This is a genomic window from Pseudooceanicola batsensis HTCC2597 (genome assembly GCF_000152725.1).
In the GTDB taxonomy this organism is placed as follows: Bacteria; Pseudomonadota; Alphaproteobacteria; order Rhodobacterales; family Rhodobacteraceae; genus Pseudooceanicola; species Pseudooceanicola batsensis.
In genome coordinates this window covers 98,938-114,416 of record NZ_CH724131.1, presented here as the reverse complement: position 1 = coordinate 114,416, position 15,479 = coordinate 98,938, and the positions used below count along the sequence as shown (strand labels likewise).

Annotated in this window: 12 protein-coding genes; 9 read left to right on the top strand and 3 right to left on the bottom strand. The window is 67.6% G+C overall.

Going from position 1 to position 15,479, the window contains the following annotated elements:
* Positions 1–44: 44 nt before the first annotated feature.
* The 3 genes from OB2597_RS04670 to OB2597_RS04660 form a co-directional block, all read right to left on the bottom strand.
* Positions 45–2,090 (bottom strand): OmpA family protein, encoded by a 2,046-nt coding sequence (locus tag OB2597_RS04670; protein WP_009804368.1) that lies wholly within the window; start codon positions 2,088–2,090, stop codon positions 45–47.
* A 98-nt stretch (positions 2,091–2,188) separates the two neighbouring features.
* Positions 2,189–3,445 (bottom strand): vWA domain-containing protein, encoded by a 1,257-nt coding sequence (locus tag OB2597_RS04665; protein ID WP_009804367.1) that lies wholly within the window; start codon positions 3,443–3,445, stop codon positions 2,189–2,191.
* Positions 3,446–3,527: 82 nt separating this feature from the next.
* Entirely contained in the window at positions 3,528–4,439 is a 912-nt protein-coding gene (locus OB2597_RS04660) for an AAA family ATPase (protein ID WP_009804366.1), read from the bottom strand.
* Between the two features lie 230 nt (positions 4,440–4,669).
* Between OB2597_RS04660 and OB2597_RS04655 the strand changes: the two genes are divergently transcribed.
* The 9 genes from OB2597_RS04655 (at position 4,670) to OB2597_RS04615 (ending at position 15,323) form a co-directional block, all read left to right on the top strand.
* Positions 4,670–5,731: a glycosyltransferase family 2 protein gene (locus OB2597_RS04655; RefSeq protein WP_009804365.1), complete on the top strand. Its 1,062-nt coding sequence runs from the start codon at positions 4,670–4,672 to the stop codon at positions 5,729–5,731.
* A complete protein-coding gene (locus OB2597_RS04650; protein WP_009804364.1) occupies positions 5,728–6,378 on the top strand; it encodes a sulfotransferase family protein in 651 nt (216 codons plus the stop codon). Before OB2597_RS04655 ends, OB2597_RS04650 begins: the two co-directional genes overlap by 4 nt.
* Entirely contained in the window at positions 6,375–8,741 is a 2,367-nt protein-coding gene (locus OB2597_RS04645; RefSeq protein ID WP_009804363.1) for a glycosyltransferase family 2 protein, read from the top strand. Before OB2597_RS04650 ends, OB2597_RS04645 begins: the two co-directional genes overlap by 4 nt.
* Positions 8,741–9,502, top strand: coding sequence for an FkbM family methyltransferase (locus tag OB2597_RS04640; RefSeq protein ID WP_009804362.1), 762 nt, complete (start codon positions 8,741–8,743; stop codon positions 9,500–9,502). The genes OB2597_RS04645 and OB2597_RS04640 overlap by 1 nt, the downstream gene beginning before the upstream one ends.
* Positions 9,502–10,560 (top strand): glycosyltransferase family 2 protein, encoded by a 1,059-nt coding sequence (locus OB2597_RS04635; protein ID WP_040609116.1) that lies wholly within the window; start codon positions 9,502–9,504, stop codon positions 10,558–10,560. The genes OB2597_RS04640 and OB2597_RS04635 overlap by 1 nt, the downstream gene beginning before the upstream one ends.
* Before the next feature lie 94 nt (positions 10,561–10,654).
* Positions 10,655–11,578, top strand: coding sequence for a phosphoadenosine phosphosulfate reductase (locus OB2597_RS04630; RefSeq protein ID WP_009804360.1), 924 nt, complete (start codon positions 10,655–10,657; stop codon positions 11,576–11,578).
* A gap of 46 nt (positions 11,579–11,624) precedes the next feature.
* Positions 11,625–12,662 (top strand): dihydroorotase, encoded by a 1,038-nt coding sequence (gene pyrC / locus OB2597_RS04625; protein ID WP_009804359.1) that lies wholly within the window; start codon positions 11,625–11,627, stop codon positions 12,660–12,662.
* Between the two features lie 67 nt (positions 12,663–12,729).
* Positions 12,730–13,410, top strand: coding sequence for an orotate phosphoribosyltransferase (locus OB2597_RS04620; protein WP_009804358.1), 681 nt, complete (start codon positions 12,730–12,732; stop codon positions 13,408–13,410).
* Positions 13,411–13,826: 416 nt separating this feature from the next.
* Positions 13,827–15,323, top strand: coding sequence for a replicative DNA helicase (locus OB2597_RS04615; protein WP_009804357.1), 1,497 nt, complete (start codon positions 13,827–13,829; stop codon positions 15,321–15,323).
* Positions 15,324–15,479 lie beyond the last annotated feature (156 nt).

The window sequence follows — 15,479 nt, the reverse complement described above, 5'->3', positions numbered from 1 at the left end:
GGCAGTTCGACTGCCCGGCCCCATACCGTTCCCATCGACGGCGATCAGCTTCCGGAGAGGAGTCCGGTGATGCGGCGTACCGCGGCCCGGCGGTTCGCCCGCTCCGCATCGGCGGTCCGGACCTTGAGGTCCGTTTCCCCGTAGCCCTGGATCACCATGTTTTCCGGCGGCACGTCGAAATACTCGGTCAGGGCGAGAGCCACGCTTTCGGCCCTGCGGTCGGACAGCGCGAGGTTGTAGCTGCCCGACCCCACGGCGTCGGTATGCCCCTCGATCAGGAAGATCTCGCCCGGGTTCTCCTCGATCCGTTCGCGCATCAGCTGACCCAGCCGCGCCAGTTCCTCGGCCTCCGCGGGCCGGATCACGGCAGAGCCGGTTTCGAAGTTGATGTTGTCCACGTCGATTTCGGGAACCAGCTGGCGCACGGCATTGATGTTGCGCACCTGGCTGAGCGAAAAGCGCCGATCAACCGCCTCGGGCGCACGGGCCTGAAGCGCCGCCCGAAGCTCGTCCTCCTGGGCCGACTGGAAGTCGATGCGGTTGCGGGTGTCGGTCACCTGCGGCAGTTCGTTCACCTCGACCTCCTGCGAGTCCCGGGTGTCGTCGAACAGCACGACCTCCTGCCCGTCCGGAAGAATCCGGGTGCGGCGCAGGACGGTGCCGTCCGCCGCGCGGATCGTCTCGATCGTGACGCCGTCGTCGCGGGTTGCGACCGTGCGGGTCGAGCCGTCGTCATAGGCATAGGTCTTTACGTCCGTGCCCGGCTGGAACATCAGAACGTCGTCGTTGCGATAGACCTTGTAGCTGCCGTCGGGCTGCTGCACCACGACCCGGTCGCCGGAATTCGAGACGACCTCGGAGCCGTTCTTGAGGATCTCGTTCACGGCCAGCGCGCCCAGCCCGAAGAGGGCGATCTTGCCAGCGGCACTGAGCCCCTCGGAGTCGGAGGTGTTCGCAGTGGTCGTGGCAGTCGCACCCGTGTTGGCCTGAGGCGCGTCGACGTCGGTCTGAAACTCCTCGGTCGAGGCACGGGCACTGTCTTCGGTCACCTCGTTCTCGACCAGTTCGGCACCCTCGGTACCTTCGGCAGCCGCCGCCATGGCCGCGCTCTGTGCTTCGGCGGCGCGCGCCTCGGCCTCGGCCTGGCGCTCGGCGAGCTCCTCGTTGTCGGCGGTCAGTTGCTCGACGTCCTGGCGCAGACCCTCGACGGTCCGTTCAAGCTCGGAAGCCTCCTCCGAGGTCTCGGCGGTCTCGTTCGCCGTGCCCTCTTCGTCCGGCGATCCGGCGGGGGCGGGATTGGCGACCTCGGTCTCTTCGGTCCGTTCGCCTTCCGCAGCTTCTTCGGCGGCCTCTGCGGTTTCACCGTCTGCCGTGCCTGTGGCAGAGGCGTCCGCCCCGGCCGTCGTGGTGGCGTCGGCATCGCCGGCAGGCGCATCCGTTGCATCGGCTGCCGTGTCGGCGTCGATGGCGCCTTCGGCGGCGTCCGTCGCCTCGGCCGTGTGGGAGGCCGGCTCGTCATGCTGCGCGGCTTCGGATGCGGCGGCGTTCTCCTGCGCGGGGTCGGCGGCGGCGTCGGCCGGCGGTGTCTCCTCGGCCATTTCCGGCGCGTCGCCCACGGTGGCTTCGGCCTCGGCCTCGGCCTGGGCGGTCTGCGCTTCGGCATCGGCCCCGGCAGCCGGCGCCTCTGCTGCGCCCTCGGTCTGGGCGGCCGGTGCGGCGGCGGTGTCCTCGGACTCGTCCGCCGGGGCCTCGGCCGCGTCTTCATCCTCGTCCGCGCCGGTAAGGTCGTTGATGCCATCGGTCATGGCGCCGACGGCGCGGTCCAGCAGACCTTCCTCCTCGACCTCTTCCTGATTGCCCGCCTGATCCGAAGCCTCGGCCTGCTGGGCCTGCCCCTGCTCGGCGGCTTCGGACTGGCGCTCGGCCAGTTCGGCACGGAGTTCGTCCAGTTCCTCCTCGGACATGTTCGAGGTATCGCCCCCCAGTTCGGCCTCGAGCTCGGCCGCGGTCTGGGCCATGGCGACGGGCGGAAGGGTCAGGCTCAGGCTGAGCACGATTGCGGTGGTGGATTTCAAAAACCTGGTGTTCATTTCTGCGGTCCTTTCCATGCCGCACGCGTGGCGGCGTTCGAAAGGCTAACGCGGCAGAGGGCCACGAGGTTCAATGATATCGGATAGCAACAGACCTTTCAGGAGCTTAGGGCCGATATCAGGCGATCCTTCTCGCCCCGGTCGTCGGGACGCGACAGCGCCTCGGCAAGGTCCTCGATCGAGGCGATGGAATGGCCGGCGCGAAAGCTGTCGACATGCGGCAGCATCGCCGCGATACCGCGCGCCCGCGGCGCGAAACCGTCCCACCTGAGCAGAGGATTCAACCAGATCAGCCGGCGGGACGAGAGATGCAGACGCTGCATCTCGTGGCCGAGCGCCCCCGGGTCGCCCCGGTCGAGCCCGTCGGTGATCAGCAGGACAACCGCCCCCTGCCCCGTCACGCGCCGCGACCAGTCGCGGTTGAAATCGTGCAGGCAGTCGCCGATGCGAGTGCCGCCCTCCCAGTCCTGCGCCTCGGCCCCGGCGGCGGCCAGAGCGGCATCCACATCGCGGGTCCCGAGGTGCCGGGTGATGTTCGTCAGGCGGGTACCGAAGGTGAAGGCATGGACCTTTGCCCAGCCGTCACCCTTCTGGTTCGCGAGCGCGTGCAGGAAGTGCAGGACCATGCGGCTGTATTGCGACATGGAGCCGGAGATGTCGCAGAGCGCGACGAGGGCGGGCCAGCGCGGCCGCGGCAGGCTGCGGTGCAGGTCGCGCACCTCGCCCCCCTGGCGCATGGCGGCCCTGAGGGTGCGGGCCGCGTCGATCCGGGCGCCGCGCGGGCTGGACTGGCGGCGCGACGGGATCGGTCTGACCGGCAGGGTCAAGCGGGCCAGCATGCGCTTGGCCCGCGCGATCTCATCGGTCGACATCTGTTCGAAATCGAGCGTCCGCAGCCGCTCTTCCTCGGACATGGTCAGGGAGGCGTCGATCTCGATGCGGTCGGTGTCTCCGCCATCCTCCTCGGGCTGCTCGACGGGGTGATCGGCCCCGTCCAGAAGCGCCTCGGCGGCGCGTTTCTCGGCGGCCTCGGGCTGGCGCTCCTCGGCCACGCCGCGCACGGCCGGGAGCATCATCGCCATCATGTGCTCCATGTAGCGCGGATCGCGCCAGTAGAGCCGGAAGAGCTGGGAAAAGACCTGCCGGTGCTGCGGCCTGCTGACGAAGCAGGCGTGCAGCGTCCAGTAGAAATCCTGCTTGTCGGTGAACCCCGCCGCCTCGACTGCGCGGATGGCGTCGAGCGTGCGACCCGGCCCTATGGGCAGGCCGGCCTTGCGCAGGGCGCGGGCGAAATGGGTGATGTTCTCGGCCAGTTTCGGGTTCTCGGGCAGATCGAGCGGGGCGTATTCCGGCATGGGTCACGCGGGCGGGGGATTTTGCATCCCCCGCCACCCCCTGCAGAGTATTCCGGCAAGATGAAGCATCATGGCCCGCGATTCATCCGGCGGGGCCGAGGGTGGCGCGCGCCTCGTCGAGGAGGCGCTTGGCCTCGGACCCTTCGAGCCTTGCGATGTCGTCCTGGTACTTCAGGATCGCACCGAGGGTGTCGGCGATGGTCTGGGGCGACAATTCCACAACATCCAAAGCGAGCAGGCATTTGGCCCAGTCGATGGTTTCGGCGACGCCGGGGCGCTTGAAGATATCCTCGGTGCGCAGGCGCTGGACGAAGGCCACCACCTCGCGCGAGAGGCTTTCGCCGGCGGCGGGGGCGCGGGCGCGCAGGATCTCCATCTCGCGGGGGAAGTCGGGGTAGTCGACCCAGTGATAGAGGCAACGGCGCTTGAGCGCGTCGTGCACCTCGCGCGTGCGGTTCGAGGTGACGATGACGATCGGCGGCTCGGGGGCCTTGATGGTGCCGAGTTCGGGGATCGTGACCTGGAAGTCCGACAGCGCCTCGAGCAGGAAGGCCTCGAAGGGCTCGTCCGTGCGGTCGAGTTCGTCGATCAGGAGGACGGGGGCGCCGGCGGGGTCGGGCCGCATCGCCTGAAGCAGGGGCCGTTCGGTGAGATAGTCGGCGCTGAAAAGCTCGGCCTGGAGCATCTCGCGGTCGGCGGCGCCCGCCGCTTCGGCGGTGCGGATGGCCACCATCTGCGCGGGAAAGTTCCATTCGTAGACGGCCGAGGCGGCGTCGAGCCCTTCGTAGCACTGCAACCGGATCAGGCGACGACCCAGCCCTGCGGCGATGGCCTTGGCGATCTCGGTCTTGCCGGTGCCCGGCTCTCCTTCGAGGAAGAGGGGCCGGCCGAGCCTGAGCGCGAGAAAGACCACCGTGGCGAGCGCACGCCCGGCCACGTAATCCTGCCCGGAAAGCATGGTCTGCACGTCTTCGATGGTTGTCGTCTGGGTCATGGGATCCTCCGCCGCGACAGAACTGCATGGGCGAGGCGTGCGGTCAAGGCCACGAGATGTAGCGGCCGGTTCGGCAGCGACGGCGACACGTTGACGACCGCGCGGTCAGATGCGAAAGTCGCATCAACGAAACAAGGGCGCACCGGGCGGGCAGGTCCGGATCCGCGCCGAGAGTGGCGACCGGGACAGGCGGCGATGAAACGACGGCCCCAGCAGGCGGGGATGCGGCGATGCGTATCACGGCTGTGACATGCGTGAAGAACGAGGGTCCGTTCCTTCTCGAATGGATCGCGTTCCACCGTATCATCGGCGTGACCGATTTCCTGTTCTATTCCAACGATTGCGACGACGGCACGGACCGGATCCTCGAGGCGCTGGCGGCGGCGGGGGTCGTCAGCCACATGCCGAACCCGGCCGAGGGGCGCAATTATCAGATGGAGGCGCTCAAGGATGCGCGAAAGCAGCCGGTCGTGGCCGAGGCCGACTGGCTCTGGGTCGCGGACGTGGACGAGTTCCTGAACATCCATGCGGGAGACCACACGATTCCGGCGCTGATCGCGGCCTGCGGCGATCCCCAGGCGATTTCGGTCAACTTCCAGTTCTTTGCCAATGCCGGGGTTGAACGGTTCGTCGACCGGCCGGTGATCTCGCAGTTCTCCTACAGCCACAACCCCGACATCTGGTGCGGCGACTTCGCGATCGAGGTCAAAAGCCTGATCCGGAGGGACTTTCCCCTTCAGTACTACGGCGCGCACCGGCCCTTCTTCCGCGCCAAGCTGCCGCCGAAGCGGCGACCGCGCTGGACGGACGGTTCGGGCCGGCCGGTGCCGCACAAGTTCCTGGTGGCGGCGAACGACAGGCGCATCCGCAAGTTCCCGGCCCCCGGGGCGCGGCATTTCGCGACGCTGAACCACTATGCGCTGCGGTCGCTCGACAGTTACCTCGTCAAGAACGACCGCGGCGATGTGAACCGCGAGCATCGCGCCTTCGACGACACCTACTGGCGCGAGAGGAACGACATGGCCTTCGAGGACCGGTCGATCCGGCGCTACCTGCCCCGGCTGGAGGCCGAGATCGACGTGCTGAAGGCGATGCCGGGGGTGGGCGCGCTGCATGAGGAGGCCTGCAAGCGGCACGAGGCCAAGCGCGACGCGCTGCTGGGCAAGCCCGAGTTCATCATGATGCAGGCGCAGCTGAAGGCGGCCGGAACGCTCTGCCCGGCGGAGGAAAGGCTGCGCGCCACGCTCGGCCTGCCCGCGCTGCCCTCGCCCTTCGGGAGGAACGCGGCATGAGCGGGGCCGCAAGGGTCGTCAACCTCGGGCTGCCCAAATCCGGGACGACGACGCTGGGGCGGGCCCTGCGGCGGTCGGGCATGACCACCGCCGATCACCGCATTCAGGACCGGCAGGCGACCGCCCAGGCCTCCGCGGGGGCCTATGTCGCCGATCTGCTCTATGCGGGGTATTTCGGCTCGGGCGATCCGCTGGAGAAACTGGCCGGGTTCGATGCGCTGAGCGAGATCTCGGTGCTGCGCGAACGGCAGCCGGCCTGGCCGCAGATGGATCACGGGATTATCTCGGCGATCCGCGACAGGCATCCGGAGGTGTATTTCGTGGCCAGCTGGCGCGACCCGCGCGAGATTAGCGAATCGATGCTGAACTGGACCAACATGGTGGCGCGGATGGAGCGCGCGGCCCTGCCCGGCCTGCCCGTGGGCTACGGCGCCGGAGAGGCCGAGCGCATCCGGTGGATCGAGGCGCATTACGCCTTTCTCGAGACCGTCATGTCCGGGGACAGGCGGTTCCTGATTCTGGACGTCGCGGCCCCGGACGCGCGCGAACGGCTGGCGGGGTTCCTCGGCCGCGACCTGCCGTGGTGGGGCCAGGCCAACCGCAACCCGCGGGCCAAGGCATCGCGGGACGGGGCCACGGCCGGATGAAGATCCACCTGCATATCGGGCTCGAGGGCTGCGGGACGATCCGCCTGCAGGACATCCTGGCCGACAAGCGGGCGCAGCTGGAAACCAAGGGCGTGCTGTTTCCCCGCTCTGCCGGCGCCAAGAACCACACGCGGCTCTTCATGGCGACCTCGGCCCCCGACAACGTGGACCCGCTGCGCTTCAACCGTGGCTTCATCACCGAGGACAAGCAGAACGCCCTGCGCGATCAGCTTGTCGCCTCGCTGCGGAAAGAGGTCGCGCGGGCCGATCCCGAGGTCATGATCCTGTCGGCCTCGCAACTGGCCTCGGGCCTCGTCGAGACCAGCGAACTCGAAGGGCTGCGCGACCTGCTGGCCGAGTTCGGCACCGACATCACCGTGACCGCCCATGTGGACGAACCCGCGAGGCTTCTGGCGCGGGCCTATGCCGCGCAGGTCATGGAAGGACGTGCGCGGGGGCTCGAGCTCGAGCTGCGTCTGCTGGAGGCAGAGGACTGGTGGGAGGCCTGCCTCGCGGCGATGCCGGAACCGGTGCCCGAGCAGGGCATCTTCCTGCGCAACCAGGCGCCGGCGTTCTGGCTGGATTACACGCGGCTCGTGCAAAGGTGGGAAGAGGTCTTCGGCAGCGGTTCGGTGCGGCTGCGCAGTTATGACCCGGCGCTCTGGCGGTCGACCGGGGCGGTGCAGGAACTGCAGGCGGCGTTCGACATCAGGGACCAGATCGGCAAGGCCGGGGCGGTCGAGGCGACCGCCGAGCCCTCGGCGGAATGGGTCGCGCGGTGCCGCCAGATGAACGACGCCCTGCTGCGGCTGCTCGCGCAAGGCAAGCACGTTCTGCCGCGACCGGTCTGGAAGCGGTTCCTGGACGATCTCAGGGTCGACGGGCCGGCGATCGACCCGGGCGCGCTGGCCTCCGTGTCGCGCCGCTTTGCCCCGGACCTGGCCGAGCTCTGCAAGGCGCATCCCGGCCTCGATGCGGACCATCTCGTTCCGCCGGCGATCGGGCCGGACTGGGATGAGCCGCCCTCCCGCAACGGATTTCGCGCCTCGCAATACCTGCTCGCCTCGCTCTGGCGGATCGAACGGGCGACCGCGGAACACGCCAGGACGATGATGGCGGATGTGGCGGAACTGAACGGCGCGGCCCCCCCGGAGGACAAGGCGGAGGCGCTCGCCGGCCTGTCGCCCGAGGCGCGCAGGATCATGACTCCGCTGGCGATCGAGAAGTTCGCGACGCTCGCCCGGTCGAGCTTCCGGCCGCACAACCGGCTGGGCCAGGTGAACGAAGAGCACCTGGACGCCCCCTTCTCCCCGGCGCCGCCCCGCCGGCCGCCCCACGGCAGCAGCGGGCGCGTGATCGTCGGCTGCATGAAGAACGAGGCGCCCTATATCGTCGAATGGATCGCCTATCACCGGGCTGTCGGGTTCGACAATTTCCTGATCTACACGAACGGCTGCACAGACGGCACCGACGCCATCCTGAAACGGCTGGACGAAATGGGTGTGGTCCACCACCGGGACAACGACGGCTGGACAGGCAAGTCGCCGCAAACCCACGCCCTGGACGCAGCATTGAACGAGCCGGTGCTGCGGAACGCGGAGTGGATCGCCCATATCGACGTGGACGAATTCGTGAACGTGCGCTGCGGCAACGGCACGCTCGACGACTTTCTCGCGCGGGTGCCCGACGCCACCAATGTCGCGATGACCTGGCGGCTCTTCGGGCATGGCGGCGTGACCGAAATCGCGGACGAGCCGGTGATCGGCCAGTTTACCGAATGCGCGCCGAAGTTCTGCCCCAAGCCGCACACGGTCTGGGGCTTCAAGACGTTGTTCAAGAATATCGGCGCCTATGCCAAGCTGTCCTGTCACCGGCCCAACAAGCTGAGCGAGGAGAAGGCCGCCCAGGTCCGCTGGGTCAACGGGTCCGGCCTGAACGCCACCCGCGAACTCGCCCGGAACGGCTGGCGCAGTTCGAAACGGTCGATCGGCTACGATTTGATCCAGCTGAACCACTACGCCCTGCGCTCGGCCGACAGCTATCTGATCAAGCGGCAGAGAGGCCGCGCGCTGCATGTCGACCGGTCGATCGGGCTCAACTACTGGATCCGGATGGACTGGTGCGACCACACCGACGTGACGATCCAGCGGAACCTGCCCCGGCTGCGGGCCGAGATGGACCGCCTGCTGGCAGACCCGGAGTTGCGGCGCCTGCACGAGACGGGCGTCGCCTGGCACAGGTCGAAGGCGGCGGAACTGCACCGCATGCCCGAATTCCAGGATCTCTATGACCGGGCCCTCTCCATCCGCCTGAACGAGATGGAGCGCGTGGCTTATGCGCTGGCACAGGATCTCGAGAGTTGATGACGACGACGGAAGAGTTTCCCGACCACTCCGAGCAGTTTCCGGGCTCGAGCGACCCGCTCAAGCGGGCGGAGCTGGCCGAGATGGGGCGCCCCTCTCATGTCACCTCGCACGGGGTGCGGTTTCCGACGGACATGCCGCCGCTCTTTCCCCGTGTCCGCAACCTGCTGGCCCACGACGAGTATGAGGAACGCGAAACCAAGGCGGCGCTCAAGGTGGTACGGGCGGGGGACCGGGTCGTCGAACTGGGGGCCGGCATCGGGTACATGTCGGCCATCGTCGCGAAGAACTGCGCGCCCAGCCAGGTGCATGCGTTCGAGGCCAACCCGGCGCTGATCCCCTGCATCCGTCGCGTGCATTCCGAAAACGCACTCGACAACATCACGGTGCACCACGCCCTTCTGGACGAGGAACGGGGGTCGCGAAAATTCTATGTCAGGCGGAATTTCGTCGCCTCCTCGACCGACCGAGAACCGATGCAGGGCGTGGTCGACATCGCGGATGTCCCGGTTCTTCCCGCGCGCCAGACCATCGCCACGCTCGCGCCCGACGTGCTGATCTGCGACATCGAAGGGGCCGAGGTCTATCTTCTGCCCCAGTTCGACCTGAGCCAGGTCCGCGTGGCCATCGTGGAACTGCACCCGCAGCACATCGGCCTCAACGGGGTGAAGACCGTGTTCGATACGATGCATGCGGGCGGGCTGGTCTACAACCCCCGGCGGTCGATGGCCAAGGTCGTCACCTTCTCGCGGCCCGAATGATGCGCTGCCTCGCGATCCTGACCGTCCGGAACGAGGCCGCATTCCTGCTGGAATGGCTGGCCCATCACCGCGCCTGCGGCTTCACCGACTTCCTGGTCTTCTCGAACGACTGCCAGGACGGCACGGACAGGATGCTCGACCGTCTGGACGAGATGGGGCTTGTCACCCATGTGCGGAACGACGGGCCCTATGACCAGGGCGGCATCCAGTTCACCGCCTACAAGGCCGCGGACCGGATGGAGATCGTGCAGGAGGCGGATTGGCTGCTGACGCTGGACGTGGACGAGTTCGTCAACATTCATGTCGGCGACCAGACCCTGAGCGCCCTCTTTGCCGCCCTGCCCGAGGCGACGGCCATCACGCTGACCTGGCGTCTCTTCGGCTGCGGCGGCCAGGCAAGCTACCGCGACGAACCGGTCACGCAGACCTTCACCAAAGCCGCCCCGGCGGTGATGTACTGGCCGTGGCGCGCGGCGATGTTCAAGACGCTCTACCGCAATGACGGCACCTACCGGAAACTCGGGGTGCACCGGCCGCGGGCGCCGGATCCGGACCGCCTGCCGGGCGCGCGCTGGTTCGACGGCGAGGGGCGCGCGCTCGACGACAAGTTCCGCACGACCCGCATCTTCAGCACTTACGGCCGGCCGAACTACGGGCTGGTCCAGCTGAACCACTATCCGCTCGGCGCGATGGAGAGCTATGTGCTCAAGGCGGCAAGGGGCCGCGCCGTGCATTCCGACCACATGCTCGGCGTGGATTACTGGGTCGAGCGGAACTTCACGCAGGAGGAGGACCGCTCGATCCTCGGGATGGCGCCGGCGATGACGGAGGAACTCGACCGTCTCCGGGCCGATCCGGTGCTGGCCGACCTGCACGCCGCGTCCGTCGCCTGGCGGCGCGACCGGTTCGAGACGCTGATGAAACAGGAACCCTATCGCGCGCTCTTCGGGCGCCTGCTCATGACTCCGCCGACGCGGGCGGTGCCATTGAACGAGGCGCGGTTTCTGGTACGCTACGCCAATCTCGCTCGGCAGGAGGGTGCCGAGGGTTCGGCATAGGTCCGCCGACGCCCTTATTTCAAGCGTCGCAGCCCATGGCCCTGCCCGAATCCCGAGACAGATTGCAGCCGGGTAGACGGCACAGAGGATAAGTATGGACGGGAATTTTCCCCACGGCGACCTTGCGGGTCTCGACAAGCCCGAGTGGACGCGACGGATCATGGAACAGGCGGACAGCCGCGGGGCCTCAGACAGGCTCGGACGCCGGCATTTCGCCGCCTTCGTCAAGTCGGGTCCGGTGCTGCTGGTCAGCTTCGAGACGGTGCAGGGGATGCGCGGACTGACCGATTCTGCCCGGCCCATCGGCTGGCAGCTGTCGCAGAAACTGGGCTGGTCCAGCCTGCTGCTGGCCTGCGACGGCGACACCTGGTTCCGCGCGAAAGAGGTCTATGCCTATTTCGACCAGCTGGTGGACGAGGGCTTCTTCGACGAATTCGAGACGGTGGTCTTCTACGGCGCGGGCCCCTGCGGCTACGCGGCCGCGGCCTATTCCGTGACCGCACCGGGCAGTCGCGTCGTCGCCGTCCAGCCGCAGGCGACGCTGGATCCCCGGGTCACCGAATGGGACGACCGCTTCACGCACATGCGCCGCACCGATTTCCGCGACAGATACGGCTTTGCCCCCGACATGATCGACGCCGCGGAACGCGCCTATGTCATCTACGACCCGGCCGAGCCGCTCGACGCGATGCATGCCGCGCTCTTCACCCGGCCGAATGTCACCAAGTTCCGCATGCCCTACATGGGCGAGGCGCTGCAAAGCCACCTGCTGTTCATGAAGCGGCTCTTTCCGCTGATCCAGGCGGCCGCCGAGGACCGGCTGACCGCGCGCTACTTTGCCGGGCTCTACCGCGCGCGGCGCAACCACCTGCCCTACCTGCGCCGCCTGCTGACACGGCTGGAGGCGAAGGAACGCTCGGGGTTGGCCGTGCGGCTCTGCCGCCACGTGACCGAACGCTTCTCCGCACCGCGTTTCGCGCGGCGGCTCCGGCAGCTCCAGCAGGCGGCGGCGGAATAGGCGGCCCGGGCTTTCCCTTTGTCGCGCGCTTGTGTAATCGCGTGACATGACCCGCTCGATCACGATCCGCCGCCCCGACGACTGGCACCTGCATCTGCGCGATGGCGCGATGATGGAAGCCGTCCTGCCAGAAACCGCCCGGACCTTCGGCCGCGCCATCATCATGCCGAACCTCGTACCGCCGGTCGTGACGGGGGCGCAGGCCGCGGCCTACCGCGACCGCATCCTCGCCGCCCTGCCCGAGGGAATGCAGTTCGAGCCGCTGATGACGCTCTACCTGACCGAGGACACCGACCCCGAGGACGTGGCCGCCGCTTATCGCGACGGGATCGCCCGGGCCGTGAAACTCTACCCGGCGGGCGCCACGACCAATTCGGCCTCGGGGGTGCGGGACTTCGACAAGGTGCGCCCGGTGCTCGAAAAAATGGCCGAGATCGGCATGCCGCTCTGCATGCATGGCGAGGTCACCGCGCCCGAGGTCGACATCTTCGACCGCGAGGCTGTGTTCATCGATACGGTGCTCGACCCGATCCGACGCGCCACGCCCGGGCTGCGCGTCGTGATGGAGCATATCACCACCTCGCAGGCGGCCGATTACGTGCGCTCGAACGACACCGACCTCGGAGCGACGATCACGACGCACCACCTGTTCATCAACCGCAATCACATCCTGGTCGGCGGGATCAGGCCGCATTACTATTGTCTGCCCGTCGCCAAGCGCGAGGAACACCGCCGGGCTCTCGTGGTCGCGGCCACATCGGGCGACGCGCGGTTCTTTCTCGGGACCGACAGCGCGCCGCATCCCGATCACCTCAAGGAACATGCCTGCGGCTGCGCCGGCTGCTTCACGGCGACCAACACAATGCCGCTGCTGGCGCACATCTTCGAGGCCGAAGCGGCCCTCGACCGGCTCGAGGGCTTCGCCTCGCTGCACGGTCCCGCCTTCTACGGCCTGCCGCCGAACGAGGATACGATCACGCTGACCCGGGGTGACAGGCCCACGGTCTTCCCCGAGAAGATCGAGGGCGGCGCCGGTCCCGTCACCGTCTTCGACCCGGGCGTTCCCGTTCACTGGTCGGCCTGATCCTCGGCCCGACCCAGATATCCCCGCCGGTAGCATCCGGCGTCTCAACCGGCAGAAAGGTCCGATCATGATCCCCAGTTCCTACCCCGCACAGGACGAGATCGCCCGCCTCACCGCAGGCATGCTGCTGGATATCGAGGCGGTGCATTTCAACTCCTCCGATCCGTTCACCCTGGCTTCGGGCCTGCCGTCGCCGACCTATATCGACTGTCGCAAGCTCATCTCCTTTCCGCGGATCCGCTCGACGCTGATGGATTTCCTGACGCTCACGGTGATGCGCAACGCCGGGCTCGAGGCGTTCGACAACGTCGCGGGCGGCGAAACGGCCGGCATCCCCTTCGCCGCCCTCGTGGCGGAACGCATGGCCCTGCCGATGACCTATGTCCGCAAGAAGCCCAAGGGCTACGGTCGCAATGCCCGGATCGAGGGAACCATGTCCGAGGGGCAGCGCGTGCTGCTGGTCGAGGACCTGACGACGGACGGCGGCTCGAAGATCTCCTTCGTCGATGCGATCCGCGAGACCGGGGCGAGCTGCGCGCATACGGCGGTGATCTTCTACTACGGCATCTTTCCGGAAACCGGGAAGACGCTCGGCGACCACGGCATCACCCTGCATCACCTCTGCACCTGGTGGGACGTTCTCGAGGCCGCCCGCCGCCGCGAGGTGTTCGATCCCTCGACGCTGGACGAGGTCGAATCCTTCCTGCGCACGCCGCGGGCGTGGCAGGACGCCCGGATGAAGGGCTGACGATTCGAACCGGTGCCGCGCCCGGGGACCGGCCCCGGCCCGGTCCGGTCCGGGGGTCCGGCCCCGTGATCCTATCCGAAAGCTGTAGATTCGGTCGCAAGGCGGTATTTTTTCAGCAGGTCCCGAGCGTGACCGATTTGCACAGCACCGCACCAGATAGCTGATTGCCCAAGACAAGCGCCACCAGATATGGTAGCCAAGAAACATACTTCGTTATCCACAGGATATCCAGATTGCCTGCTCCGCGCCGGCTCCGCTATCTGAAATCCTTACCGGCGGATTAACGCATCGGCAGCGATCTTGGGGACTGACCGGACGAACCGCCGGGCGCTGGATACAGGCATGAAATCGGGGGTGCGGGTGCGTCGACGGACGCATCCGGCCGTCCGGTTGCAGGACACGGGTTTGGGCACCAAATGAACGATCTTTCGTACTTCAACGCCAGCGGGCAGACCACGCCGGATATCGCACAGGCCGACACGGTTCCGCATTCGATCGAGGCCGAACAGCAGCTGCTGGGCGCGCTTCTGACCAACAACGACGTCTACGACCGCATCGCCCAGCTCATCGGGCCCGAGCACTTCTACGAACCGGTCCACGGCCGCATCTTCGAGGTCTCGGCCGCGCGCATCGCCAAGAACGCGCTGGCGACGCCGGTCACGCTCAAGGCCTTTCTCGAGAATGACGAGGGCCTGAAGGAACTGGGCGGTCCCGCCTACCTCGCCCGGCTGGCCGGGTCCGCCATCGCCGCCTATGCGGTGCGGGACTATGCGCAGATGATCTACGATCTCGCGATCCGCCGGGAACTGATCCTGCTGGGTCAGGACATCGCCGCCGAAGCGCAGCGCATGGACGTGCAGAACGAACCCAAGGAACAGATCGTCAAGGCCGAGCAGAAGCTTTACAAGCTGTCCGAACAGGGTTCGGCCGAGACGGGCTTCCAGTCCTTCCTCTCCGCCGTCACCGATGCGGTCAACGTGGCCAACGCCGCCTATCAGCGCGACGGCGGGCTGGCGGGGGTCTCGACCGGGCTGATCGACATGGACAAGAAGCTGGGCGGGCTGCACCGGTCCGACCTTCTGATCCTCGCCGGCCGCCCGTCGATGGGCAAGACCTCGCTGGCGACGAACATCGCCTTCAACATCGCCAAATCCTATCGCCGCGGCGCCCTGCCCGACGGGTCCGAGGGGGCGGTCGAGGGCGGCGTGGTCGGCTTCTACTCGCTCGAGATGAGCGCCGAGCAGCTGGCGGCGCGCGTGCTGTCGGAAGCGGCCGAAATCCCGTCCGAGAACATCCGGCGCGGCGACATGACCGAGGGCGAGTTCCGCCGGTTCGTGGATGCCGCCAAGGCGCTCGAGGCGTGCCCCCTCTTCATCGACGACACCCCCGCCCTGCCGATCGCGCAGCTGGCGGCGCGGGCGCGGCGGCTCAAGCGGACCCATGGGCTCGACGTGCTGATCGTCGACTACCTGCAGCTCGTCCGCGGCACGGCCGAGAACCGGGTGAACGAGATCGCCGAGATCTCGATGGGGCTCAAGGCCATCGCGAAGGAGCTGGACATCCCGGTGATCGCGCTCTCGCAGCTCTCGCGTCAGGTGGAAAGCCGCGAGGACAAGCGGCCGCAGCTGTCGGACCTGCGGGAATCCGGCTCGATCGAACAGGATGCGGACGTCGTGATGTTCGTGTTCCGCGAAGAGTACTATGTAGAGCGCGAGAAGCCCTCGGACGACAAGCTCGACGAGATGGCCGTCTGGCAGGAGCGCATGGAAAAGCTGCACGGCAAGGCCGAGGTGATCATCGGCAAGCAGCGGCATGGGCCCATCGGCACGGTGGAACTGAGCTTCGAGGGCCGGTTCACCAAGTTCGGCAACCTGGTCAAACCCTGGCAGCAGGGCGAGGAGCCGGGCTACTGAGCCTCAGTCCCCCGCGGAGGGCCGTTGCCGGAAGAACGCCGGGACACCGGATGCGGATCGGACGGATCGCCGGTCGCACCGGGACGTGCCGGATCGGGACGTCGACCTGTCGAACACGGTGAGATTTCGCTGACGTGCACCCGGCCCGGTTCCACG